The sequence below is a fragment of the Vibrio stylophorae genome (genome assembly GCF_921293875.1).
GTDB classification, from domain to species: domain Bacteria; phylum Pseudomonadota; class Gammaproteobacteria; order Enterobacterales; family Vibrionaceae; genus Vibrio_A; species Vibrio_A stylophorae.
The window spans coordinates 2,164,484-2,187,932 of sequence record NZ_CAKLDI010000001.1 but is presented as its reverse complement, the minus strand read 5'-3'; the positions used below and the strand labels follow the sequence as shown (position 1 = coordinate 2,187,932).

Sequence of the window (23,449 nt, the reverse complement as noted above, 5' to 3'; positions counted from 1 at the left end):
TGAAAAAGTGATTACGAGGGAATGCACGAAATACTTGCGGCGGCCAAACCAACGAGTATTTCGTCATGATAAAAGTGAAAATTGAGATAATCTCTTTTAGGAGTTTTCCATGGAAAAAATGTTCAAACGCACGCTTCTTGGCGCAGCAGTTGCACTAGCAGCTACTTCAGCTAACGCAGCAATCGAGCTTAACGGCCAAGCAGTTCAGCTTTACGGTCAAGCAGCTGCTTCTTATCAAATCTGGACACCAGAAGTTGGTAATGATACAGCTCGTGTAGAAATTGAATCTCGTTTCGGTATCAAAGGTACTGTTGAGTTTGATAACTTTGCACCTAACTTCATCTACCAAATGGAAACAGGTAACTGGGACACTGGTTCACCATGGGGTAATTCAGGTCTAGTCGGTGGCCGTGATACTTGGGTTGGTTTTGATTTCGAAGGTGTTGGTTCTATTAAGTATGGCCGTCAGCTTGACGCAGTATATACTTATGTAGATTGGCCACACACAAACCCAGGTCTAGGTGTAGTGTTTGAAGAGCATAACACTATCGGCTTGACACCTGCACTTCGTGAAGACCACATGCTACGTTTTGATTCTGCAACTTGGGGTGGTTTTAACTTCCAAGTATCTGCAGGCGGTATGCAAGATGATATCGATGCACTACGTCTAAGCCTTGCTGCATCTTACACCAACGATATGTTCAGCGTTCACGCGGGTCATTACTCACAAGGTAAATACTCTGTGACTGATGCAGGTGTAACTACAGACAAGGGCGACCAGTCTTACTCACTAGTTGGTGGTAGCGTGTTCCTAGGTCCTGTGACTTTGACTGCTGGCTATAAGATGATGGAAAACAACCTAACTAACGATTCACAAGATGCAGTTTCTGCAACTGCACAATATGTGACTGGTTCTTGGTTGTTCAAAGCTGGTTATGCTCATACGTTCGAGTCTGATAAAGCTACAGCTGATGATAGCTCAACTGCGATGGTAGGTCGCGTTCTATACATGTTGCCAAGTACTGCAATCTATGTGGACGTTCGTAACTACGACATGCTAGGTGACGATGAGTCACGTGATGGCACTCGTACAATGTTCGGTGTTGAGTACTACTTCTAATTTGATTAGTTGATACTCTAAAATGATTATGCGAGCATTCTTCGGAATGCTCGTTTTTTTTAAGGATGATAACGATGAAGCTGATTCGTTCTACTTTTCTAATGGCAAGTTTGCTGTGTTCTTTTTCAACTTTTGCTGCAGTGACGGTAAAACTTCATCAAGATCTTGAGCCTGTTCTTATTGATGGTGAAGAGGTGGGGCTATTAACATTTGGTTCCCAACGTGAAATAGAATTACCTGATGGCATGAATCAGTTGGTGGTACGTGTCGCAAAATTAGTTCCAAGTACAGATGGCTTTGAAAAGTTTAATTCATCACCGGTTGTAATAACATTTAATGCCTCGAATCAAGAGATTTTGGTTGAACCATCCATTGTGATTCAGCGTTTGGATCAACTGAAACGTTATAAGGCAAATCCTCAGATGACAGTGAAAGATACAGATGGTAAGCCATTTTCTGTTCATCAAGGTGTCTTAATGCGCGGTAAAGGGCTGATGCGTGACTATGAAGAAGAGCTAGAAACTTATAATAAAGTGCATAACTATAGTTTCAATACGGGTGATTTCTCAGTCACAGCGGCGATGCCAGTAGTCGAAAGTACGCCAGCCATTCAAGTGGATGGCCAAACAGCGCCTGCAGCGAAACAGCCACAAACTACAGTGCAAAGCAAAGATTTTGCACCGGTGACAGATTTCTCTGCGCCAATGCAAGCCATGTACTTGCAAATGACCCCAGAGCAGCGCCAAGCATTCTTGAGCTGGGCGGTACAAAACGTGAATTAATCCGCTTGCTGCATGCAAGTCGGCAATCAACCATGACCAGATGCATCGACTTTGCAACCCACAAAGGGTTGAGAATAGTGCGATGATATTCTGTGATGATTGTAGAATTTAAGCGGAGTGCTAAAATAGCGCTCAGACTTGAGGCACGGCTCTAGGCTGTGCCTTTCTATTTTTGGTCCATTTATTCAATACAAGGCAATCAAATGACGGTGAAAACACGTTTTGCACCAAGCCCAACGGGCTTTTTGCATGTTGGTGGCGCACGTACCGCGCTTTATTCTTGGCTTTATGCAAAGCACCTTAATGGTGAATTTGTACTTCGCATTGAAGACACCGACTTGGAACGTTCAACCCAAGAAGCCATTGATGCCATTATCGAAGGGATGACTTGGTTGGGGTTGGACTGGGATGAAGGTCCGTACTATCAAACCAAGCGTTTTGATCGTTATAACGCTTTGATTGATGTTTTGATTGAGCAGAACAAAGCATATAAGTGCTACTGCCCGAAAGAAGTGCTGGATGAAGTGCGTGAAGAGCAGATGGCTGCAGGCGTGAAACCACGTTACGATGCCAACCATCCTAAAATCAAAGCTGCCAATGATGCTGCAACTGCAGATAGTCCTTTTGCGATTCGTTTCCGTAACCCAACGGAAGGCTCAGTGGTATTTGATGACCAAATTCGCGGTCGTATTGAAATTGCCAATAAAGAGTTGGATGACCTGATCATTCGTCGTAGCGACGGCTCGCCAACCTATAACTTCTGTGTGGTTGTGGATGACTGGGATATGGGGATTACCCACGTAGTGCGTGGTGAAGATCATATCAACAACACACCACGTCAGATCAACATCTACGAAGCTTTGGGCGCACCTGTGCCTACCTTTGCACACTGTGCGATGATTTTGGGTGATGATGGTGCCAAGCTATCGAAACGCCATGGCGCGGTGAGCGTGATGCAATACCGTGATGAAGGTTACCTGCCACATGCTTTGCTGAACTACTTGGTTCGCTTGGGTTGGTCTCATGGTGACCAAGAAATCTTCTCCATGGAAGAGATGATTTCATTGTTTGAGCTGACTGCAATTAGTAAATCTGCATCTGCATTTAATACGGATAAATTGCGTTGGTTGAACCACCACTATATTAAGACCACGCCAGCGGATGAAGTGGCCAAGCATTTGGCATGGCACCTTGAGCAGCAGCAAATTGATGTGGCAAATGGTCCTGCGATCACCGATGTGATTGCGATCTTGGCTGAGCGCGCTGAAACCTTGGTTGAGCTTGCTGCGCAATCTCGTTATTTCTACCATGATTTTTCTGAGTTTGAAGCAGGCGCGGCGAAAAAGCATCTTCGTCCAGTAGCAAAAGAGCCATTGATGCTAGTGAAAGAAAAACTCGCAGCATTGGATAGCTGGGAAAGTGAAGCCATTCACCATGCCATTGCGCAAACGGCTGAAGATCTAGGTCAAGGTATGGGTAAAGTGGGGATGCCACTGCGTGTTGCTGTGACCGGTGTTGGTCAGTCACCATCCATTGACGCGGTAATTTCGCTGTTGGGTCGTGATAAAACACTCGCGCGGATTGATATGGCGCTTGCCTTTATCGCAGAGCGTGAACAAGCTTAATTTGCTGATGTAACAAAAAGAAAAAGGAAGGCTTTGGCCTTCCTTTTTTTCATCTTTGCGAGCTGATGTTGCGTGTTTGGCGAGAATTAGCCTTTTAACTCTTCATATTGATCCATGCAGTAACGGAAAGTGTCGGTGCCCGCACCTGAGGTAATGCAGTAGCGGAACGCATCTTGGTCAATTGAGGTTGGTGAACCCGCAACACTCATGCCACTCACACTTGCCATACCAATCGCTAGAACCATAAATAGTTTTTTCATTGCATTTCTCCATGTTGTGTATGCGACGTTTTCGTCGTTCGATATTCAATATAGATCGCGCTCACAAAAATACAGATTCCTTTACATTTGAATTTCAAAACTGACACACAAGCTGTTTCACAAACGAGCAACAGGGCTGCATCCAGCGAATTTACTGCTGATTTAACCTCCACATATTGCTGGCTTTTTATTCTGATATTGGTTTTTTCACGAAGAAATACTGGAAATTGTATTTTTTCTCAGCGATCGGTGGTGATGTGTGGATTTTTTTGCAGCACATGCTTGACGGAAAAAATGAAGATCGATTAAGATTCGCGCCGTCTTCAGTGAAGACCCTTTGGGGCTATAGCTCAGCTGGGAGAGCGCTTGCATGGCATGCAAGAGGTCGGCGGTTCGATCCCGCCTAGCTCCACCAAAGAGTCCCGTTCGTCTAGAGGCCTAGGACACCGCCCTTTCACGGCGGTAACAGGGGTTCGACTCCCCTACGGGACGCCAAATTAAACGCCACGCTTTTAGCGTGGCGTTTTTCGTTAGTGGCAAAGATGCTGTTTTGACTATGAAATGTGCAGTTAAACACGACTGCAAAGAAAATTCGATTTTTAGCCTTGACGGGGTAGGGGAACTTCTCTAATATTCGCTCCGTCTTCGGTGAAGACCCTTTGGGGCTATAGCTCAGCTGGGAGAGCGCTTGCATGGCATGCAAGAGGTCGGCGGTTCGATCCCGCCTAGCTCCACCAAAGAGTCCCGTTCGTCTAGAGGCCTAGGACACCGCCCTTTCACGGCGGTAACAGGGGTTCGACTCCCCTACGGGACGCCAAATTAAACGCCACGCTTTTTAGCGTGGCGTTTTTCGTATGAGCGGCAGAAAGCGGTAAAAGCTTCGCCACACTTTGATTTTCTCTTTCGGGTTCATTGCCTTTTGACCCTGATTTACTCATAGTAAGCGCTTGTCGAATTGCGAGGTCCGGAAAATGACACCTGCAGTACGCTTACTCAAAAGCAAAAAAATCCCTCATCAAATCCATCAATACCACCATGATGCCCAGTGTCACGCCTTTGGTGACGAGGCGGTGAATGCCCTGGGACAAAATCCAGAACGTGTGTTTAAAACATTGCTGGTGAGCCTCAACGGTGACATCAAAAAGCTTGCCGTCGCCGTGTTGCCTGTGAGCCATCAGCTGAATCTCAAGTTGATCGCCAAAGCGGCAGGCGCGAAAAAAGCGGAAATGGCCGACCCTAAGTTAGCCGAGAAAGTGACAGGTTACGTGGTAGGCGGGATCAGTCCGCTGGGACAGAAAAAACGTCTGCCTACTTTTATTGAGCAAGGCGCTACAGATTTTGACACCATCTTCTTTAGCGGCGGAAAGCGTGGGTTGGAGATTGAGCTTGCGCCGGCATTGCTTGCGCAAGCTGTTGGTGGGCAATTTGCACCTTTAATTGATGAGCAATGAGTCGCCAAGCGGCGATTTCGTCTCTCGTGTAAAGATTAAAATTAACCGCGACGACGATGTTGTTCGCGGTTTTCTAATTTGCTCTCAGCACTTTTTTTGATCATCACATAGAGCGCACCTTGGCCGCCATGTTGGGCGAGCGCACTATGGTAGCAAACCACCATCTCTAATTGGGTGAGCCAATAGGCAACATAGCTCTTCATTAATGCGGGCGGGTTACTCTTTTCACCTTTGCCATGGACGATGATCAGTGAGCGGATATCCAGACGTTGGCAACGATTAAGAAATTGCACCACCTCATCTCGTGCTTGTTGCAGACTTTTACGGTGTAGATCCAATCGCGCACCAATCGGGTATTTGCCTAATCGAAGTTTTTTATAAACGCCATCTTGAATGCCATCACGCTTAAAACCTAAGGGTTGATCGGGTTTTACCATAGGAGCATTGGTTAGGCTTAATCCATCTTTTGATTGGCTGGTAAATTGCTGTGCAGATTGTTGACGTGCGAGTTGAGCTGCACTGACTTGATGCTGCTGCGCATGGCTCGCTTTATCCTGCGCGATGGGTTTCACGTCGCCCATCAAACTGGCAAAATCATCTGAAAAGTCTGATTCGTTCATCTTGTCTATCCACATCTTTGATTCTTGGTATTAGTGTATGGATGGTGAATGGTGGGTCAATCATTTTGCATCCCTCCTATGGCTTGCTGTTTATCGGTTGATGGTATTTTGTTCTGTAAACTTGGGCTGACAACACGAATTTGAACCAAGCCTGAAAAAATACTTGAGTTCCCCGAATTCTGGCGTATTATAGCGCTCCGTTGTCGGGGCTCACTGAGGTGAGACAAGGCATGAGATTCGGTGAATAGCGCAGTTTGGTAGCGCATCTGGTTTGGGACCAGAGGGTCGGGGGTTCGAATCCCTCTTCACCGACCAAATTTCAATTTGAGCTTCGGCTTGAGTTAAAAAATAAAGAATTATCGGTGAATAGCGCAGTTTGGTAGCGCATCTGGTTTGGGACCAGAGGGTCGGGGGTTCGAATCCCTCTTCACCGACCAAATTCAAGTAAAAAAGCCTCGCAAACGCGAGGCTTTTTTCGTTTTAGCTGTTCAGCTTGATATGCTCAGTATTCTGATTGTTTGTAGTGGGTTTATATTTGTCAGCTTAAAGCTATCCCAGTAGGATAAATAGCGCAGTTTGGTAGCGCATCACCTTTTTATGAAAAACGCAGAACCAGAGGGTGAGGGTTCGATTCTATTTTTTCATTGATGCATTTTCATCGATGCTTCACCGACCAATTTCAAGTAAAAAAGCCTCGCAAATACGAGGCTTTTTCGTTTTAGAATTGTGTATCCGGTTCGCAGGTTTATTTAGGCGCGAGCCAAAACCACCAGACAATAGCTGCAATCAATGCAATGACAAACGCGGTATAGAGCATTAGCTGTTCTCCTGTGTAGATGGTTGGCGTGCAAAACGGCGAAGTCGATTGGCATTGAGTACCACGGTCACTGATGACAAGGCCATAGCCGCGCCTGCCACTACTGGGCTGAGTAGATCGCCTGTCCACGGATATAAAAGACCGGCCGCAATGGGAATACCCAAACTGTTATAAACAAATGCGCCAAATAGGTTTTGCTTGATGTTTTTTAGCGTTGCGCGGGAAAGTTGCAGCGCATCACCCAGCGCACTGAGCGATGGATGTAGCAGCGTCATTTGGCCGCTTTCAATCGCAACTTGGTTGCCTGTCCCCATCGCCACCCCGACATTGGCTTGAGCCAGTGCAGGCGCATCGTTCATACCATCGCCCACCATCGCCACATGATGACCCTGCTTTTGTAAATCTGCGATGATATTGGCTTTATCTTCAGGCAAGCATTCTGCATAAAACTGGGTGATCCCACAGCGCGCGGCAATAGCTTTGGCGCTTGGCGCCACATCGCCAGTGAGCATTACTACTTCAAATCCTTGCACTTGAAGATGTGCGACGACTTGCGCGCTGTCTTCATGCAGGGCATCGCCAATGGCCATCGTGCCAAGGACTTGCTTATCGTTGGCGATAAAGACGGGTGTATAGCCTTGGCTTGATGCCTGATTGGCAAATTCAGTAAAGCGCGCGGCGCACTCAATCTGATGTTGCACGAGTAAGCGAGCATTGCCTAGCCAGTAGGTTTGCCCGTTTATCTCCCCGCGTACACCAAAACCTGTGATCGCTGCAAAATTCTCAGCGTTTAATGATGTATTCGTACCTTTTGCTTTGGCGCCATCGATAATGGCTTTGGCAAGCGGATGCTCTGAATTTTTCTCAAGTGTACTGGCAATGGCTAAGCCTTGTATTTCACTGATTTCGTCAGACCAAAGGCTGCTGAGCAGCTCAGGCTTACCTTGGGTGAGGGTGCCGGTTTTATCCAGCACAATGGTGTCGATTTTTGCTGCGTGTTGCAGAGCATCCGCATCTCGAATCAAGACGCCCATTTGTGCTGCGCGGCCGACACCAATCATCAGAGACATCGGTGTCGCTAAACCCAAGGCGCAAGGACAAGCAATGATCAGCACAGACAAGCCGGTGATCAGCATATACATGGCATGCGGTTCGGGACCAAACCAATGCCAAATTAAGGTGGTGAGTAGCGCAATAATCATGACGCTAGGTACAAACACGGCTGCAATTTGATCGGCTAATTTGGCAATTTTCGGTTTACTGGTTTGCGCGTGACGCACCCGCGCCACAATGCGCGCCAGTAGTGTTTGCTCACCCACAGCTTGCGCTTGATAAATGATGCTGCCTTGTTGATTGAGGGTGCCTGCATGCAGTAAATCACCAGCCGCTTTGCGTTTAGCTAAGGGCTCACCAGTGAGCATCGACTCATCGAGATAACTTTCACCATCAAGGACGATGCCATCAACGGCCACTTTGCCGCCGGGTTGCAGGCGAAGTTTCATGCCAAGCGTGACCTGATTGAGCGGCATGGGTTGTTCCCGTCCTTGCTCGTCAATTACCAAGGCGCTTTCAGGTTGCAGTGATAGCAGTGCCTGAATGGCTTCTGAGGTACGCTGCTTGGCGCGAAGCTCTAAGGCATGGCCCAAGGAGACCAAACCTAAAATCATGGCGCAGGCTTCAAAATAAACGTGGCGTGATTGCGGTGCAAAAAGATCGGGCATCAGCACGACAGCGGCAGAATACAGCCATGCACTCCAAGTACCCAGCGCAATGAGGGTATCCATGGTAGCGCGGTGATGACGAAAGGCTTGCCATGCATGTTGGGTATAGCTGCGACCTAAGGTGAGAAGTAAAACAAAGGTCAGAATGCCGATCACGCCCCAGCCAATTTGATCCTGCGCGCTGTTGATCATCATGCTGCCGCCAGCCAGTCCCCAACCCATGAGTAGCACACCAAAGCCAGTACCAATCACTGCGCGTGTGAGATGTTGACGATAGTGACGACGCGCCTTTTGCTGCTGTTCTTGCTGTTGGATTTTGGCATCGACAATGGGCTGACTGGTATAACCTTGGCTGGCCAGCGCTTGTTGAATAGGAGCAAGCTGGCTTGAATCAGCCAGATCAAAATCAGCACACTGCTCTGCTAAATTAACGCGAACGTTGGAGACGCCTGATTGCTGGCTTAGCGCTTTTTCAACGGTAGCGACACAACTGGCGCAGGTCATGCCTTCAATACTTAAACGAATGGCTTGTTGGGGTGAGGCATTCACTTGCGCGACATGGGTATTGGTGATGCTTGGCGTTTGTTCTGAGGCTTCGCGCTTTTGCTCTGAATGGGTAAAGCTTTGCGGTGCCCGTAGTGACTGCGCTTGATAACCCAAGTCGCTGATGATTTCGAGAACGGTTTGCTCCGTTGCATCGGTGATTAGCATCAATTGCGTAGTATTTAAGGTCAGGATGTGCGCGCTTGGTAGTTGTGCATTTAGCGCGTTTGTGAGTTTTTGTACGCAGTGACCACAACTTAAACCTGAAAGCGTAAAGCGCTGACAGCTAGGCGCTAAGTAATTGAGCTCAGCAATATCACTGGCCATTTGCCAAGGTGAGTGGACGCTCACCAATGTTGCATCCGTCAGCGTGATATCTGTGTGTTGATAGCCGCCTTTTTTGACTAAGTGCGCTTTGAGCTTAGCCACGCAGTTTTGGCAGCGCAGGCTTGCAAGTGGCAATTGAACTTGCAGTGCACTGTCGCTGGGGGTGGCATGAATTGCGCTGATTTTCATCTTGTCAGCTCCTGTCATTTTGATTTAAGCTGATTCTAAACCTTCCAGAAAGAGTAAGGTCAATATGAAAATTGGCGAAGTTGCAAAACAAACCGGTTTAACCACCAAAACCATTCGTTTTTATGAAGAAAAGGGGATCGTCAGCGCCCCTGAACGGCAAGATAATGGCTATCGTGATTATCGCGATGTGCATCTACAAGCACTGCTGCTGATCAAGCGCGCACGGATGATTGGTTTTAGCCTTGAAGAGAGCGGTGCATTGCTGGCGCTTTCTCGCGATAGCGGGCGCACGGCTGCCGATGTAAAAGCCAAGGCCGAGCAAAAGTTAGTTGAAATTGATCGAAAAATCGATGAGCTAATGGCGATGAAAACCACGCTGCAAGCGTTAACGCAGGCTTGTCCTGGCGATGGTCAGAGTCAGTGTCCGATTTTAGATGCTTTGGTGAAAGACGGTGACATCCAAAACCAGCAGAGCGATAGCGTTGATACGACAGAAACCCACCATTGTTGCTCGCATCATAAAAACAGTGGCGCACATAAAAAAAACCGCGACTAGCGCGGTTTTTTATACTGGGTGGTTTAAACCTCGACGGGTTTGATTTCTAGCACAATACCGTCAACGGCAATCACCTCAACCAAGGTGCTCGCAGCAATAGGTTCAGCGCAATAGACAGACCAAGTGGTATCGCCTAACTTGACGCGGCCACGTTGGTCAATATCCTCTTCAAGGCGAAAACGTCGACCCACCAACTGCATCATCTTTTGATTGAGTGAGCGGCCACTATCATCCTCTTTGTCTTTATTGTGCTGATATCGCCACCACAAAATGGTCGAGAGCAAAGAGAGCACGGCAAAGGTGACCCACTGGAGCTGCCATGCGAGCTCTGGCGCGATCAACATGATAAGGCCAGTCAGCAGCGCGGCAAGGCCAAGCCAAAGTAAGTAGCCCGCAGCACCAATCAGTTCCACAAGAAGCAGAACGAGGCCAAAGGCCAGCCAGTGCCAAAAATCAATCTGTGAGAGTAGGGCTTGCATTAAGCCTCCTATTTCTCTTTGCTGTTTTGAAACATCTCAGCAATACCTGCGATAGAGCCCATGAGACCTGCGGCTTCAAGCGGCAACATCACAATCTTGCTGTTCTCTGCACTACCAATGTTCTTCAGCGCTTCAGTGTAGCCCTGAGCGATAAAGTAGTTCACGGCCTGCATGTCACCTTTGGCAATCGCTTCTGAAACCATGGAGGTCGCGCGCGCCTCTGCTTCTGCTGCACGCTCACGTGCTTCTGCTTGCAGGATTGCCGCTTGCTTATTACCTTCTGCCTTTAAGATCTCCGATTGTTTTTGACCTTCAGCGCGCAGAATTTCTGCTTGGCGCACACCTTCGGCTTCTAAAACTTCGGCACGTTTATTACGTTCAGCTTTCATCTGGGCATTCATTGCTGCAGTCAAATCAGCCGGTGGCTGCACGTCACGAATTTCGATACGGGTAATTTTCACGCCCCATGGGTTGGTGGCTTCATCAACAATGGAGAGCAAGCGGCCATTGATGGTGTCACGCTGAGAGAGCATCTCATCAAGTTCCATTGAACCAAGCACGGTACGAATATTGGTGAGGGTGAGGTTACGAATGGCATGAACCAACTCACTCACTTCATAGGCTGCTTTTGCCGCGTCCACAACTTGAATAAAGCAGACCGCATCAATGGTGACATTGGCGTTATCTTTGGAGATCACTTCTTGCGCTGGAATATCGAGCACGCGCTCCATCATGTTGACTTTATGGCCGATTTTATCGACAAAAGGCATGATGAAGTTGAGCCCTGGGCGCAGGGTGTTGGTGTAGCGACCAAAGCGCTCTACGGTCCACTGATTTCCTTGTGGTACGGTTTTTACACTAGATGCAATAATGACGACAGCAACAAAGACAATCGCTGCAATCACAATAAGAGATGTTGGCATAGGGGCAATTCCTGTGTGGTATTGGATCGAGTAACGCTACCATGCTTTGCCTAGAAAGTTGATGAAATAGGTTGCATGGTGGCGCGAAAATGAGCAGAAAAAGGTGATTTTGTGATCCGTTCCAGAAACTGCTTGCGTATCATATCCTTTTGATTTCAATTAAAAAAGCCCAATTAGAAAATTGGGCTTTTATGGGATTCTATGCGCTTTTAGTAAAGCAGTGAATAGAGCTGGCGTCGATATTGCGCAGCGCTGGCGTTGCCTTGGCCAAGGGCGGAGAGCATCTCCATAAAGGTCTTTTTAATCTCGCCATCCTGGGCATTGAGGTCGGTTTTTAAAATCGCAAACAAAATGGCGAGTGCTTCGTCATGACGCTGCACTTGGCTGTATTGCAGCGCCAATTGCTGGGCAACTTGCAGATTATTTGGCTGCTGCTGGTATTCCTTTTCCAAGGCGCGAATTTCTGGGCTATCTGCGGCTTGCTTATGTAGGTCAATTTTTGCCATTAAGCTGTGATAAAGGCTGTCTTGATCTTTCATCATGACTGTCGCCAATAGCGCTTCGGCACTGTCAAATTCACCCAGTTCGATATTGCATTGGGCGAGTAATAGCGCATATAGACCTTGCTCTGGTTGCTGTTGCTGTAGCGGTTTGAGTAATGCTTGCGCTTGGCTAAATTCGCTCTGCGCTAGATGTTGCTGGGCTTTTTCGAAATCTAATTCAGCTTGGCTTGGTAGGTGCTTTTCGAGCATTGCATGGATAGCATCCAATGGCTGTGGGCCGGCAAGACCATCCACAGGTTTACCATGATGGAACAGCGCCATGGTCGGTAGTGTTTGCACGCCAAATTGCGCCGCAAGCATTTGTTGCTGCTCGCAGTTTAAAGTTGCGAGAGTAAAGGCACCTTGGTATTGCTGGGCGATTTGCTGCATTACAGGCAACAATTCACAACTCTCTGGCATCATTTCAGCCCAGAAATAAACCAATACCGGCTTTTCCATGGATTGTTGCAAGGTGGCTTGTGCATTTTGTTCATTGAGATCAATGATAAATTCTGTGCTCATGAGGATATCCAGTTCGCTGTCTTGTTATCTTTAGTGGGGGCAAGCAGGGTAAGAATCAATGGCTTGAGTTCGAATTTCATAAAAAAAGGGAAGCCTGTCGCTTCCCCATGAGTGATGACGCTGAGCAACTGCGCTAGATCAAAAGCATGAAGGTAAAGACCAAGGCACAGCAGAGCCAATTTACCCGATCCAATGACATTGACCATTCTCCATACAATCAAGATTGAGGGTGAACCTGAAGTATCACGACAGCGATAGCGATCAGGGACAGCATCAGTATGGCGATTAAATATGACAGTTTCGTGATAAACGCAGCGTGTTTTTCTTACACGCCGCGTTTTAATAGTTTATCCAACTGCTTAGTCGATAAAATTCGTTTAAAAAAAGCAAAAAGTTTGGTTGGCTGGGTGACGCGATAACGCGCTTTGCTTTGTTTGGCACTGAGCGCATGGCAAAGCGGCGGTAAGCAAGACTCAGGCGGCAGGCAAAATTTACTTTTGGATTGGCTTTGACTGAGGCGGTCAATTTGCAGCTGGTAGGCCTGTTGGTGGCGGCTTATTGCCGGCTGAATCCATTGCTGAAACTTTGCCAAGGCGTTGGCGCGAAAAGCCGTTTCAATGGGACCGGGCTCAATTAAGCTCACTTGAATTGGGGTGTCGGAAAGTTCAAGACGCAGGGTGTCGGTATAGCCCTCAAGGGCAAACTTACTGGCATTATAGGCGCCGCGATATTTCATGGCGACAATGCCAAGCACTGAGCTGCATTGAATGATGCGTCCTTCCCCCTGCGCGCGCATGATGGGAATCACTTGCTTGGTGAGGTGGTGCCAGCCAAAAAGATTGGTGTGAAATTGCTCGATCAAGGCTTGTGTCGGTAAATCTTCTAAAGCGCCCGTTTGACCATAAGCACCGTTATTAAAGAGCGCAAAGAGTTTGCCATTGGTGATGGTGAGTACCTGGGCTATCGCGCGATCAATACTTTCTAAGTCAGCCAAGTCTAGCTGAACGCAGGGAATGCCGCGTTCATAAAAATCGGACATATCTTTTTCTTGGCGCACAGAGGCAATGACTTGCATGCCCAAACGGTGCATGGCAAATGCAGCGCAGCGGCCAATACCAGAGGAACAGCCGGTGATCAGTATGGTTTTTTGCGCGGCGGCAAATGGGGGAATTGAAGACATCCGTGCTCCTCAGGTCGTGCTCATTAGGCTCAAAGCATAGCAAAACAAATTACCTAAGCAATTGAAATAAATAGCCTTGAGTGGGTACAAACAAACTGAGAATCAAAAGAAGATGAGATTTTTGCCATAAAATGGCGTCCCCGCCAGGACTCGAACCTGGAATAGCAGCTTAGGAGGCCGCCGGTATATCCTGTTTACCTACGAGGACGAAGGCCGACTTTATAGCCCAGATAAATGAAGAATTCAATGGCTTATCAATTCTGCAGCTAAGAAAAAAGCACACATTAGTGTGCTTTTTTACGATCAATCAATACATTGAATGGTGGTTAGCGTTTGCTGATTTGACTGACGTAATCACCAATTTGAATCCCTTGCGCCAATTCAGGTTGCAAAATGCGCAGCTCACTGCTGGTTTCATAGACGCGATCGACCTGCAAGCGAACATCAGATTTCACAATGCGCGTGCGGGTAATGCCATAAGGGTCAATAAAGCTGGCTTTATGCCAAAGCTCTAGGCGATCCCCTTGCTTGACGCCATGAACACGACCGAGATTGATTTGTACGTTTTGGCCATGAATCGCAATGATCTCAGGAATGGTGATACGACAGGCCAGCTCATTTTCTAAGTCGAGCAAAATATCGCGCCCCACACGCTGCACCATATTGCCGTAGGAGGAGACCCAAAAGCGGGCGCTGCTTGTATCGACATGGCTATTGCGAGCAAAAGGCCAGATCGCCACATCTCGATAATCTTGCTGATAAACCAGTTCGCCATTTTTACCATCGAGGACTTGAACGGTGAGAGCAAATTGACGGTTGGTTTGATCGTCGCGCAGCATCTTTTCATCGAGCGTCGCGGTTAAATCGTGAATATAGCCACTGACTAAATATTGACTGTTGTGATCCTGCGCCAGCATCGTCATGACCGATGGGTTGTCGGGACCAATATTGACGCGGGTAATGTCATTGACATGAAAGCTTTGCGACTCTTTGTTGATCATATTGGCAAGCACGCGGGTAAAGTCATTACCCACTTGATAGATGCTGCCCAATGCCGCTTGTTGTTGATGAACTAAGCGGAACTCACCGAGTAGCAGTGTTTTTTGATACTGCTTTCGATGGCAACTCTTTGCCGTTGGGTAGAGGTCAACGCGAATGGTCACATATTGTTTGTTATCGCGGCGCTGGCTTTTGAGCACCTGAATGGTTCGAATATCGCTGCCGCTAAATTGGTAAATAGCCTTATCTTCGGCAAGATACTCGCGAATCGGGGCTAAGGCGGTTAGATCAGCACCGGCAAATTGAATGGTTTGATAAAGTGCGTCCTCAATGGCTGCCTGACGGCCACTATCATTGCGGCTCAAAATATTAGCTTGGCCTGTGGTTTCATACCACATCGCCTGTGAGGGAAGGCTTAAGCTCAGAAGGAGCAAGCTTAAACTAACCTGAAATATTTTTTTCAGCATATTTACACCTAAGTGGAACACATTTTGCATTGTTGTTTTTGTCGGCAGGTCATCGTGACCGATAGACCTAGAAAATAGATGCAAAATTTATTCCGTAATTTTGCACTGACCGAATTTAGATCGGCGGAGAGACAGATGTTTTGCTCAATTCCGCCATGGATTAGGATTGGAGCTCAAAGATGAAACCGTGGTTTTTCCTGCTTGCTAGCTTCGCGCTTTCTGGATGCGCCTACACGCCGGTGTATAACGGTAAAGAGGAGTATTCAGGCGCTGGTTATTTGCTTGACTATACGCCGCGCCACACCCTGGACTATTTTGTGCAAGGTATGGCGGATCAATTGGTTGCCTCCAATCAATATCTGACACCGCGCACGCCAATTGCCATCACCTCATTTGTTGAGGTGCAAAATCTTGAAGAAACAGATTGGTTGGGTAATACCGTTAGCGAAGCTTTTATGTACCAAATGCAGCAGCGCGGTTTTACGGTGATCGATTTTAAAGCGACAGGTTCGATTCAAGTGACCCCGGATGGTGATTTTGCGCTGAGCCGAAATTGGGAAGAGCTTGCGCAGTCGCAGCAGGTGGATTATGTACTCACGGGCACTATGCTGCGTCAAAGTGGCGGGGTGATGATCAATGCGCGCATCGTGGGCATTCGCTCGCGCGTGGTGGTGGCATCTGCTCAAGGCTTTTTGCCACAGGATCGCATTGGCCGTGATTTGGATAACCTCAATCGCGTTCGTTTAGAAGATGGCGCCATCATTCGCGATGATGCGGTGATGACTGAGCGCTATAACGTGATTTTAAAACCATAAGGGCAATATGATGCGTCATTTTATCTATCTATTTGTGTTGCTCTTGGTGGGCTGTCAGCCGCTGACGCCGATGGGACAAGGGCGATTGCTCCATGCGGTGGGTTACGCCACCATCTCTGATCAGCAAGGCAAAACGGCCGAAGAGCGGCAACTTCGTGCCATGCGCGCGTCTAAGCTGGATGCTTATCGCGAGTTGACCGAGCAAGTCTACGGTTTGCGCATTAACGCGCGCTCAGAGCTAGATGAGTTTGCGCTGGAAGATGAAAGCACCATGGCCGCCGCAGATGGCATTATTCGTGGCGCGGAAGTGCTGAAAAGTTATCGCGTGGGCGACAGTTATGTCACCGAAATGCAGCTCGACCTTCGTGTTATGGAGCAGATGAAAGAGCACGGCGAAGCGATCCACGTACCGGCTCAGCAACAAACGCTGTTCTAATAAAAAGATAAAAATTCGCGGGTGAGTCTCTATTGCCTCATATGACTTAAGACTGGCTAGCGAATGATCTGAAAACAAATGAGCTCACTTTGGTGGGCTCTTTTTTTATCGCCTAAAAACCTGCGTCAAAGAGAACTCTCAAATAGAGAACGATCAAATAGAGAACTTGCATCGTCACGGATAGTACTTTGTGATAGGTACTTTGCGACAGGCACTTTGGAGTCGGTACTTTGGTATATGAGTTTTGAAAAGGAATAAATTGGCCTGACGGACAAAGAAAAGAGCGACAAATAAAGAGAGGCGAAAACAAAGACCCAGCGTGCTTTCAATACCCTTCGTTCAGTCTGTTTAGCTAATCCAGCAAACAAATATGTGAAACAAGGTATTTTAAATGACGGACTTGGCGCCAGAACGCTAGGCTTTGAGGTTGGTTCCCAGAGAGCGGATATTTTGAGTTTGCCCTGCTTGGTTATAGGTCATGGTTTGGCGGCCACGCGACTGCTGAAATAGATTGTGCAGCCGATTAAAGGTGAGCTGGGCGTTTTGTAAAAGCTCGCCATTGATCTCATTGTCTTGCTGACATTGCGCGATCACCGCATGGATCGCATCAATTTGCTGCTGGCAATTTGGATCCTCACGAAGACGCGCCACTTGCTCATGGGCAGCGGCTTGCTTGTCATTTTGCTCCAGCGCAATTAAAAACTGCAGCTTCTCTTTGGCAAGATGCTCAATATTTTTCGCATCTCGCTTAGCAATGGCTTCGCGCTCTTTGAGCAAATGAAGCTGCAATGCCTTGGCGGTGCTGAGCTGTCGCTCAAGAATCGCCAATAACGAGTCATCAGACATTGCGCAGCTCGCTTTCAAACTTCATCATATTATCTGCCAATTTATCGGCATCAATTTGATAAGCACCACTGGCGATTGCGGCTTTGATGGCGGCGACTTTATCGCTATCAAATGCAGGCTCAGTTGCAAGTTGCTGGTGGATCTTACTTTGCTCACTCAGTTGCACGTCATCACCTTGAACATTACTGCTGGCACGGCTCGCACTGCTGTCGCTGGTGCTGGCAACATTGCTGCTTTTGCCTTGGCTGGTGCGGGTGGCGGTTAAATGCGCACTGCCGCGAAGATGGTCAATACCAGTCATAATAAACAACCTTTGTTGTATTTAAATTTCTTGCTTGCACTGCTATCGGCGAATAGAGAGCAAACTTTAGTAATTTTTCAAAAATTTAAACGGCTTTAAAACAGCACGCGAACTTCACCAACGCCGGTGACGACGCCATCAATGATGCGTCTTGATTTGCTGTTACGAACGCGAACCTCTTCACCTTCGGTACCATCACTGAGTGCTGTGCCCTTGGCTATTACGGACAAACCACCACCTTGCGCAGTAATAATGACAGTATCGTTTCGACAAACCACACAAATATCGTTACTTTGTACTGCCTGGCCCATGCCGACGTTGCGTTTGATGCGAGAGCCAATAATTTGACGGGCATCGGTGTAAATATGACCGCGAATGTGTCGGCTGTCGAGCATTTGTAGATCTAAATCTGCTGCGGTGATCATCGCGCCGCGAGCCAATGGCCGAGTGGCGACGACCATGGGGACCAAAACCTTGACGCGGACTGGCACATAAACTTGCCAGTTGTCTGGTTCACAGCGGACTAGCACTGTGACGTTACTTTGGATATTTTGGCTGCCAGGAATTGAAGTGATGAGTGGCTCAGGGCAATGGGTGAGCTTTAAACGGGAATCAATACGGTTGGCTTCTAATGCTAATTCCCCGTGTTCAGGCTCTGCAACTTGGCCATAAACGGTTTCCAATGCAGCGCTTCGAACCGCATCGATTTGTGATTGTGTTGCGGCATGCAAATTAAAGCTCAAGCAAAGCGAGATAATGCCGATAAAGCGGAATAGGCTTGTTACTTTGTTACCGCTGGAATGTGTTGTTCTCTGAATCACGCTTTCTTGCCTCTGAAATATTGCTGAGCTTGAGAATTCTCTATGCTGAATAGGTGCTTAGACTAACTCAGTACCGCTATCATCTTGAATTACTCAGGTTTTACGCTTCAAAATTTTGACAAATTGAACCAATAAATAAAGACAAGCAAAAATTATACCGAAACGATTAAAAATAAAACGGGGTTGTTATGACAGGCGTTCTTGATACGGTTAACCAAAGAACACAGCTGGTTGGCCAAAACCGATTAGAGTTGCTCACTTTTCGTTTGGTTGGACGCCAACGTTTTGGGATTAACGTATTTAAAGTAAAAGAAGTACTGCAATGTCCACCGTTGACATCGATGCCAAACCTGAATCCTTTGGTGAAAGGGATTGCGCAAATTCGCGGACAAACGCTGTCGGTGATCGATCTCAGCATGGCGACCGGCGGTCGTCCAATTCAAGATGTGAAAAATAGCTTTATGATCATCTCTGAATTTAACCGTTCGATTCAGGGTTTCTTGGTGTCTTCTGTTGAACGTATCGTCAACATGAACTGGGAATCTATTTTGCCGCCACCAAAAGGTGCGGGTCGTAGTAACTACCTGACAGCGGTCACTGAAATCGATAACGAATTGGTGGAAATTATCGATGTTGAAAAGATTTTGGAGGAGATCTCTCCAGCAAAATCTGAAATGGATCCGGGCTTGCTTGACCAAGTGGATCCGAACCTCGAGATCCCGAAAGTTGTTTTGGTTGCTGATGATTCATCTGTAGCGCGTAAACAAGTTCAACGAGCACTGCAAACCATTGGTTACGAAGCTGTGCTGGTGAAAGATGGCCGTCAGGCGATCAATAAACTGAAAGAGATGGCGACTCAAGGTAATATTCTTGAGCAGTTGGCGCTGGTGATTTCGGATATCGAAATGCCAGAAATGGACGGCTATACCTTAACTGCAGAGATTCGCAGTGACAGCCGCCTAAAAGATCTGCATGTAATTTTGCATACCTCACTCAGTGGCGTGTTTAACCAAGCCATGGTAGAGCGTGTGGGCGCGGACGCCTTTATTCCGAAATTTAATCCGGATGAGCTAGGCGGCGCAGTGCTAAAAGCAATAGAAAAACGACAAGAGCAAGCAAAATAGATGACAGCAACTTCTCTGACTGAACAAGAATATCAAGAATTCAGTAAATTCTTGGAACAACAATGTGGCATCGTGCTCGGTGCCGCAAAGCAATATTTGGTGCGCTCTCGTTTAACGCCTTTGGTTGCTCGCTATCAACAACCCTCTTTGGGCGCGTTGATTAAAGGGGTGATTCAAGGGATCAACCGTGAAATGCGTATTGCTGCCATTGATGCGATGACCACCAACGAAACCCTTTGGTTTCGTGATGTGTACCCATATGAGATTTTAACGGACAAGCTACTGCCTGAGCTGGCTCAGCATAAACGTCCGATTAAAATTTGGTCTGCGGCGAGCTCTTCAGGTCAAGAACCTTACTCCATGGCGATGTCTGTGCTTGAACTGCAAAGCCGTCGTCCAGGCATTTTGCCTGCAGGTGTACAAATTACCGCAACGGACATCTCAAGTGCGATGTTGGAAGCTTGCCGCAAGGGTGAGTATGACAACTTGGCATTGAGCCGCGGTTTGTCGCCTGAGCGTAAGCGTTTGTTCTTTGAAGCGGCAGATGAAGGTCGTATGCGTGTCACCGCTAAGGTGAAAAGCATGGTCAACTTCCGTCCGCAAAACCTCAAAGATAGCTACGCGCTACTGGGCAAATTTGACATTATCTTTTGCCGCAACGTGCTGATCTATTTCTCACCTGAGATGAAAGCGCAGGTGCTCAATCAAATGGCCAATAGCTTGAATCCAGGTGGTTATTTGATGCTGGGCGCATCTGAATCGCTTTCTGGTTTAAGCGACCGTTTTGAGATGGTGCGCTGCAACCCAGGCATTATCTACCAGTTAAAGGCGCGTTAAGGCTTTAACTGTCTCTTCATTGGCGCAGATTTTGCTGCGCCAATGTTGTTTTTCCTACTTTCTCTTCACATTTTCCCATTTCAAATAAACTTGGCACACCCTTTGCAAATAACATCATGACTGTTTGTGGAGGCAACCCATGTCCATCTCATTTGATAAAGCGCTTGGTATTCACCAGTACACGGTTGGTGTACGGGGTGAACGTGCAGAAATGCTGGCGAGTAACATCGCTAATGCCAATACCCCAGGGTATAAATCAAAGGATGTGGTGTTTCAAAAAGCACTGGAAGCGGCAACGGCAGGGGCAAGTGTTAGCCTAAGTCGTACCAATGGGCGGCATATTGCTGCCACCGCCAATGTGATGGGCGAAACCCTCTACCGCGTGCCAACTCAGCCTGATACCGGCGACGGCAACACAGTGGATGTTCAACTTGAGCGCAACTTGTTTATGCAAAACGCCTTGGAATACCAAGCGTCTTTGGATTTCTTAGGCGGCAAGTTTCAGAACATGCGTAAAGCAATTAAAGGAGAATAATGATGAGTCTATTTAATATTTTTAATGTTGCTGGATCTGCCATGAGTGCAGAGTCAGTGCGACTCAACACCACCTCCAGTAACCTTGCGAACGCCAATAGCGTCAGTAGCTCAGCCAATGAGACCTACCGCGCTCGCCACCCTGTATTTGCCGCTGAACTGGATAAGGCAACATTTGGCCAGCAAGACAGTGTACCTGTTCGTGTATTGGGTATTGTGGAAAGTGAGAAGCCTTTGGTGGCTGAGTACGATCCAAACCATCCCATGGCGAATGCGGAAGGTTATATCTTCAAACCGAATATCAATGTGGTTGAAGAGATGGCCAATATGATTTCTGCATCACGTTCCTATCAGACCAATGTACAAGTGGCAGATGCCAGCAAGCAAATGCTGATGCGTACATTGCAGATGGGTCAGTAATAAGGAGAGCATGTCATGACCGGTATTAACGGCGTTGGCAACAGTGGCTTGTCCTATGTTGACCAGTTAAAGGAACTGCAAGAGAAGAAAGTCCAAAAAGAGCAAAAGACCACAGGTCAAAATGAGCTCAAGCAGGAAGACTTCTTGTCGCTACTGACCAAACAGCTGGCGCAGCAGGACCCATTTAAGCCAGTGAGTAATGACCAGATGATCGCGCAGATGGCATCTTTTGCCACTGTCGATGGCATCAATAAGATGAATGGTCAGTTCACCAGCTTGAACGCCGCGATGACTTCGAACCAAGCACTACAAGCGTCCTCTTTAGTGGGTCGCAACGTGTTGGTGTCAGGCAACGAAGCCACCAAGAGCGCAGAAACTGGTTTGGATGCAGTGGCAAACTTGCCGCAAGCGGTTGACCGTTTAATGGTTCGTATCGAAAACCAACAAGGTGAATTGGTACGTAGCATTGATATGGGCGCTAAAGCGGTGGGCGAGCAAAGCATCCATTGGGATGGCCGTGATGATCAAGGACAAGTTATGCCTGCGGGGAACTACCGCATTAAGGCAAATGCTTTGATCAATGGTGAAAACCAGGAATTTGATATGTCGGTCTTTGCCAGCGTCAATAGCGTATTGATGGGCAAAGGGGATGGCAATGTCCTACTCAACCTCGCCGGCTTTAATGCGCCAGTGAAGTTGGCTGACGTGAAACAAGTAGGCGAAGCCTAACCGATACACCGCCAAAGGAGGCGAGCTATGTCATTCAGTATTTCATTGAGTGGTCTATCAGCGTCACAAAAAGACCTGAATACCACCAGTAATAACATTGCTAACTCAAATACGTTTGGCTTTAAAGAGTCGCGTGCCGAATTTGGCGATGTTTATTCAACCTCTATTTTTTCAAATAGCAAAACCACCACGGGTGGCGGTGTGCAAACCTCAACGGTTGCGCAGCAGTTCCATGAGGGCTCAAGCGTTTACACCAATAACCCGCTGGATTTACGAATTACCGGGACTGGGTATTTTGCCCTGTCTAACGATAAGCTGAGCTCTGCTGATGTGAGCTTGACCCGTAACGGTGCTTTCCACCTTGATAAAAACAACGATATCGTCAACTCAGAAGGGCAATATCTACAAAGTTATGACGTGGACAAAGACACCGGGCAAGTGACCTCTTACGAGCCGCGCCCATTGAATGTGCCCGATAAATTTGGTCAGCCACGACCTTCTCAAAATGTGGATATCAGCATGAACTTGCCAGCGGCAGGGGCGGCAAAAGATGTCAGCAAGTTTGATTTCTCAGATCCGGACACATACAACAAGTCGACCTCAGCGACCATTTATGACTCACTGGGTCAGCCTTATAAAATGACCACCTATTACGTCAAAGATAATGCGGCGCCAAATAGTTGGGCGGCGTTTTATACCGTGACCGATGCCAATGGTGAAAAACCATTGAACGTGGCAGAAGGGACCAGTGCTGGTGCCAATGGTCATTTGGGTCACCCGTTGACCTTTAACCCAGATGGTTCAGTCAAAAGCATCAATGGCGGCAAGCCAATTGTAACCGTGCCACTGGGCGGCACTGGGGCAAAAATTGACTTGAACGGTGCCGATGAAAAGCAAACCCTGACCTTTAATTTTGATTCACCAACCCAGTATGCGGCACCTTTTGAAATTCGCCGTTTCTCTGAAGATGGCGCGACCACAGGTTACCTATCAAAAGTGGATATTGACCCACGCGGTAACGTTATGGCCACCTATAGTAACGGTGAAAACGTCAACCTTGGCCGCGTTGCCATGGTGCGCGTTGCCAATGACCAAGGTCTATCGCAAATTGGCGGTACCCAATGGAAAGTGAGTCAAGAATCAGGCGAAGCCCTTTGGGGTGAAGCGGCGCAGGGCGCTTTTGGTAAAGTGAAAAGCGGTACCTTGGAGCAATCGAATATCGATATGACCCAAGAGCTGGTGGATTTGATTACCGCCCAGCGTAACTTCCAAGCCAACTCCCGTTCTTTGGAAGTGGGCAACCAATTGCAACAAACGATTTTGCAAATTCGCTAATCGATTGATCTCTGAATATACAGTTGCCGCTTACTTGAGTAGGCGGCAACTGTGCGCCGTTTGATGCGCATTCTGTTGCTCCCAGCTGACCTCCCATCCCTTTAATCATCTCCTTTCCTCATAATTAT

Annotated in this window: 24 protein-coding genes and 7 tRNA genes; 19 read left to right on the top strand and 12 right to left on the bottom strand. The window is 47.6% G+C overall.

What is annotated here, in order from left to right; translation table 11 throughout:
* The first annotated feature begins 109 nt into the window (after positions 1-109).
* From L9P36_RS10145 to gltX, 3 genes are all read left to right on the top strand, one after another.
* Positions 110-1,120 carry a porin gene (locus L9P36_RS10145; protein ID WP_237466554.1) on the top strand — a complete coding sequence of 337 codons (1,011 nt, stop codon included), beginning with the start codon at positions 110-112 and terminating at the stop codon, positions 1,118-1,120.
* Positions 1,121-1,194: 74 nt separating this feature from the next.
* Complete coding sequence (locus L9P36_RS10140; RefSeq protein WP_237466553.1) at positions 1,195-1,902, top strand: YccT family protein; 708 nt, start codon at positions 1,195-1,197, stop codon at positions 1,900-1,902.
* Between the two features lie 203 nt (positions 1,903-2,105).
* The gene (gene gltX / locus L9P36_RS10135) at positions 2,106-3,527 is read left to right on the top strand and encodes a glutamate--tRNA ligase (RefSeq protein WP_237466552.1); all 1,422 of its coding nucleotides are present in this window, start codon (positions 2,106-2,108) and stop codon (positions 3,525-3,527) included.
* A gap of 86 nt (positions 3,528-3,613) precedes the next feature.
* Here the strand turns inward: gltX and L9P36_RS10130 are convergent, their stop codons facing one another.
* On the bottom strand, positions 3,614-3,787 hold the full coding sequence (locus L9P36_RS10130) for a hypothetical protein (protein WP_237466551.1): 174 nt from the start codon (positions 3,785-3,787) through the stop codon (positions 3,614-3,616).
* Between the two features lie 339 nt (positions 3,788-4,126).
* Here L9P36_RS10130 and L9P36_RS10125 point away from each other — a divergent pair.
* From L9P36_RS10125 to ybaK, 5 genes are all read left to right on the top strand, one after another.
* Positions 4,127-4,202, top strand: a tRNA-Ala gene (locus L9P36_RS10125).
* Between the two features lie 4 nt (positions 4,203-4,206).
* Positions 4,207-4,282, top strand: a tRNA-Glu gene (locus L9P36_RS10120).
* 166 nt (positions 4,283-4,448) lie between these two features.
* Positions 4,449-4,524 (top strand) — tRNA-Ala (locus L9P36_RS10115).
* 4 nt (positions 4,525-4,528) lie between these two features.
* A tRNA-Glu gene (locus L9P36_RS10110) sits at positions 4,529-4,604 on the top strand.
* A gap of 154 nt (positions 4,605-4,758) precedes the next feature.
* Positions 4,759-5,238 carry a Cys-tRNA(Pro) deacylase gene (ybaK, locus tag L9P36_RS10105; protein ID WP_237466550.1) on the top strand — a complete coding sequence of 160 codons (480 nt, stop codon included), beginning with the start codon at positions 4,759-4,761 and terminating at the stop codon, positions 5,236-5,238.
* Positions 5,239-5,279: 41 nt separating this feature from the next.
* Here the strand turns inward: ybaK and smrA are convergent, their stop codons facing one another.
* Positions 5,280-5,858, bottom strand: coding sequence for a DNA endonuclease SmrA (gene smrA / locus L9P36_RS10100; protein ID WP_237466549.1), 579 nt, complete (start codon positions 5,856-5,858; stop codon positions 5,280-5,282).
* Between the two features lie 238 nt (positions 5,859-6,096).
* Here smrA and L9P36_RS10095 point away from each other — a divergent pair.
* Positions 6,097-6,173 (top strand) — tRNA-Pro (locus tag L9P36_RS10095).
* A gap of 45 nt (positions 6,174-6,218) precedes the next feature.
* Positions 6,219-6,295: transfer RNA gene (locus L9P36_RS10090), tRNA-Pro, on the top strand.
* A 379-nt stretch (positions 6,296-6,674) separates the two neighbouring features.
* Here L9P36_RS10090 and L9P36_RS10085 read toward each other — a convergent pair.
* The gene (locus L9P36_RS10085; RefSeq protein WP_237466548.1) at positions 6,675-9,455 is read right to left on the bottom strand and encodes a heavy metal translocating P-type ATPase; all 2,781 of its coding nucleotides are present in this window, start codon (positions 9,453-9,455) and stop codon (positions 6,675-6,677) included.
* 64 nt (positions 9,456-9,519) lie between these two features.
* Between L9P36_RS10085 and cueR the strand changes: the two genes are divergently transcribed.
* Positions 9,520-10,011, top strand: coding sequence for a Cu(I)-responsive transcriptional regulator (cueR, locus tag L9P36_RS10080; RefSeq protein WP_354004723.1), 492 nt, complete (start codon positions 9,520-9,522; stop codon positions 10,009-10,011).
* Positions 10,012-10,034: 23 nt separating this feature from the next.
* On the opposite strand, the gene L9P36_RS10075 is transcribed toward cueR, so the two are convergent.
* The 6 genes from L9P36_RS10075 to L9P36_RS10050 form a co-directional block, all read right to left on the bottom strand.
* On the bottom strand, positions 10,035-10,490 hold the full coding sequence (locus L9P36_RS10075) for an NfeD family protein (protein WP_237466547.1): 456 nt from the start codon (positions 10,488-10,490) through the stop codon (positions 10,035-10,037).
* 8 nt (positions 10,491-10,498) lie between these two features.
* Positions 10,499-11,413 carry an SPFH domain-containing protein gene (locus L9P36_RS10070; RefSeq protein ID WP_237466546.1) on the bottom strand — a complete coding sequence of 305 codons (915 nt, stop codon included), beginning with the start codon at positions 11,411-11,413 and terminating at the stop codon, positions 10,499-10,501.
* A 209-nt stretch (positions 11,414-11,622) separates the two neighbouring features.
* On the bottom strand, positions 11,623-12,477 hold the full coding sequence (locus L9P36_RS10065; RefSeq protein ID WP_237466545.1) for a thioredoxin family protein: 855 nt from the start codon (positions 12,475-12,477) through the stop codon (positions 11,623-11,625).
* Positions 12,478-12,802: 325 nt separating this feature from the next.
* Entirely contained in the window at positions 12,803-13,657 is an 855-nt protein-coding gene (locus tag L9P36_RS10060) for an SDR family oxidoreductase (protein WP_237466544.1), read from the bottom strand.
* A gap of 132 nt (positions 13,658-13,789) precedes the next feature.
* Positions 13,790-13,865 (bottom strand) — tRNA-Arg (locus tag L9P36_RS10055).
* A gap of 118 nt (positions 13,866-13,983) precedes the next feature.
* Positions 13,984-15,123: a flagella assembly protein FlgT gene (locus L9P36_RS10050; protein WP_237466543.1), complete on the bottom strand. Its 1,140-nt coding sequence runs from the start codon at positions 15,121-15,123 to the stop codon at positions 13,984-13,986.
* Between the two features lie 179 nt (positions 15,124-15,302).
* On the opposite strand from L9P36_RS10050, the gene L9P36_RS10045 reads away from it, so the two are divergent.
* Together L9P36_RS10045 and L9P36_RS10040 are read left to right on the top strand one after the other, a co-directional pair.
* On the top strand, positions 15,303-15,938 hold the full coding sequence (locus tag L9P36_RS10045; protein ID WP_237466542.1) for a FlgO family outer membrane protein: 636 nt from the start codon (positions 15,303-15,305) through the stop codon (positions 15,936-15,938).
* Positions 15,939-15,948: 10 nt separating this feature from the next.
* Positions 15,949-16,374 (top strand): LPP20 family lipoprotein, encoded by a 426-nt coding sequence (locus L9P36_RS10040; protein WP_290368692.1) that lies wholly within the window; start codon positions 15,949-15,951, stop codon positions 16,372-16,374.
* 414 nt (positions 16,375-16,788) lie between these two features.
* Here the strand turns inward: L9P36_RS10040 and L9P36_RS10035 are convergent, their stop codons facing one another.
* The 3 genes from L9P36_RS10035 to flgA form a co-directional block, all read right to left on the bottom strand.
* Positions 16,789-17,220, bottom strand: coding sequence for a flagella synthesis protein FlgN (locus L9P36_RS10035; protein WP_237466540.1), 432 nt, complete (start codon positions 17,218-17,220; stop codon positions 16,789-16,791).
* Entirely contained in the window at positions 17,213-17,521 is a 309-nt protein-coding gene (flgM, locus tag L9P36_RS10030) for a flagellar biosynthesis anti-sigma factor FlgM (RefSeq protein ID WP_237466539.1), read from the bottom strand. The genes L9P36_RS10035 and flgM overlap by 8 nt, the downstream gene beginning before the upstream one ends.
* A gap of 95 nt (positions 17,522-17,616) precedes the next feature.
* The gene (gene flgA / locus L9P36_RS10025; protein ID WP_237466538.1) at positions 17,617-18,342 is read right to left on the bottom strand and encodes a flagellar basal body P-ring formation chaperone FlgA; all 726 of its coding nucleotides are present in this window, start codon (positions 18,340-18,342) and stop codon (positions 17,617-17,619) included.
* Between the two features lie 188 nt (positions 18,343-18,530).
* On the opposite strand from flgA, the gene L9P36_RS10020 reads away from it, so the two are divergent.
* The 6 genes from L9P36_RS10020 to flgE all read left to right on the top strand — a co-directional run bounded on the left by L9P36_RS10020 (position 18,531) and on the right by flgE (position 23,321).
* Positions 18,531-19,466: a chemotaxis protein CheV gene (locus L9P36_RS10020; RefSeq protein WP_237466537.1), complete on the top strand. Its 936-nt coding sequence runs from the start codon at positions 18,531-18,533 to the stop codon at positions 19,464-19,466.
* Complete coding sequence (locus L9P36_RS10015) at positions 19,467-20,303, top strand: CheR family methyltransferase (protein ID WP_237466536.1); 837 nt, start codon at positions 19,467-19,469, stop codon at positions 20,301-20,303.
* Positions 20,304-20,442: 139 nt separating this feature from the next.
* Complete coding sequence (gene flgB, locus L9P36_RS10010; RefSeq protein ID WP_237466535.1) at positions 20,443-20,838, top strand: flagellar basal body rod protein FlgB; 396 nt, start codon at positions 20,443-20,445, stop codon at positions 20,836-20,838.
* A 2-nt stretch (positions 20,839-20,840) separates the two neighbouring features.
* Positions 20,841-21,257, top strand: coding sequence for a flagellar basal body rod protein FlgC (gene flgC / locus L9P36_RS10005; RefSeq protein ID WP_237466534.1), 417 nt, complete (start codon positions 20,841-20,843; stop codon positions 21,255-21,257).
* Between the two features lie 15 nt (positions 21,258-21,272).
* The gene (locus L9P36_RS10000) at positions 21,273-21,986 is read left to right on the top strand and encodes a flagellar hook assembly protein FlgD (protein WP_237466533.1); all 714 of its coding nucleotides are present in this window, start codon (positions 21,273-21,275) and stop codon (positions 21,984-21,986) included.
* Between the two features lie 27 nt (positions 21,987-22,013).
* A complete protein-coding gene (gene flgE, locus L9P36_RS09995; RefSeq protein ID WP_237466532.1) occupies positions 22,014-23,321 on the top strand; it encodes a flagellar hook protein FlgE in 1,308 nt (435 codons plus the stop codon).
* The last annotated feature ends 128 nt before the right edge of the window (positions 23,322-23,449 follow it).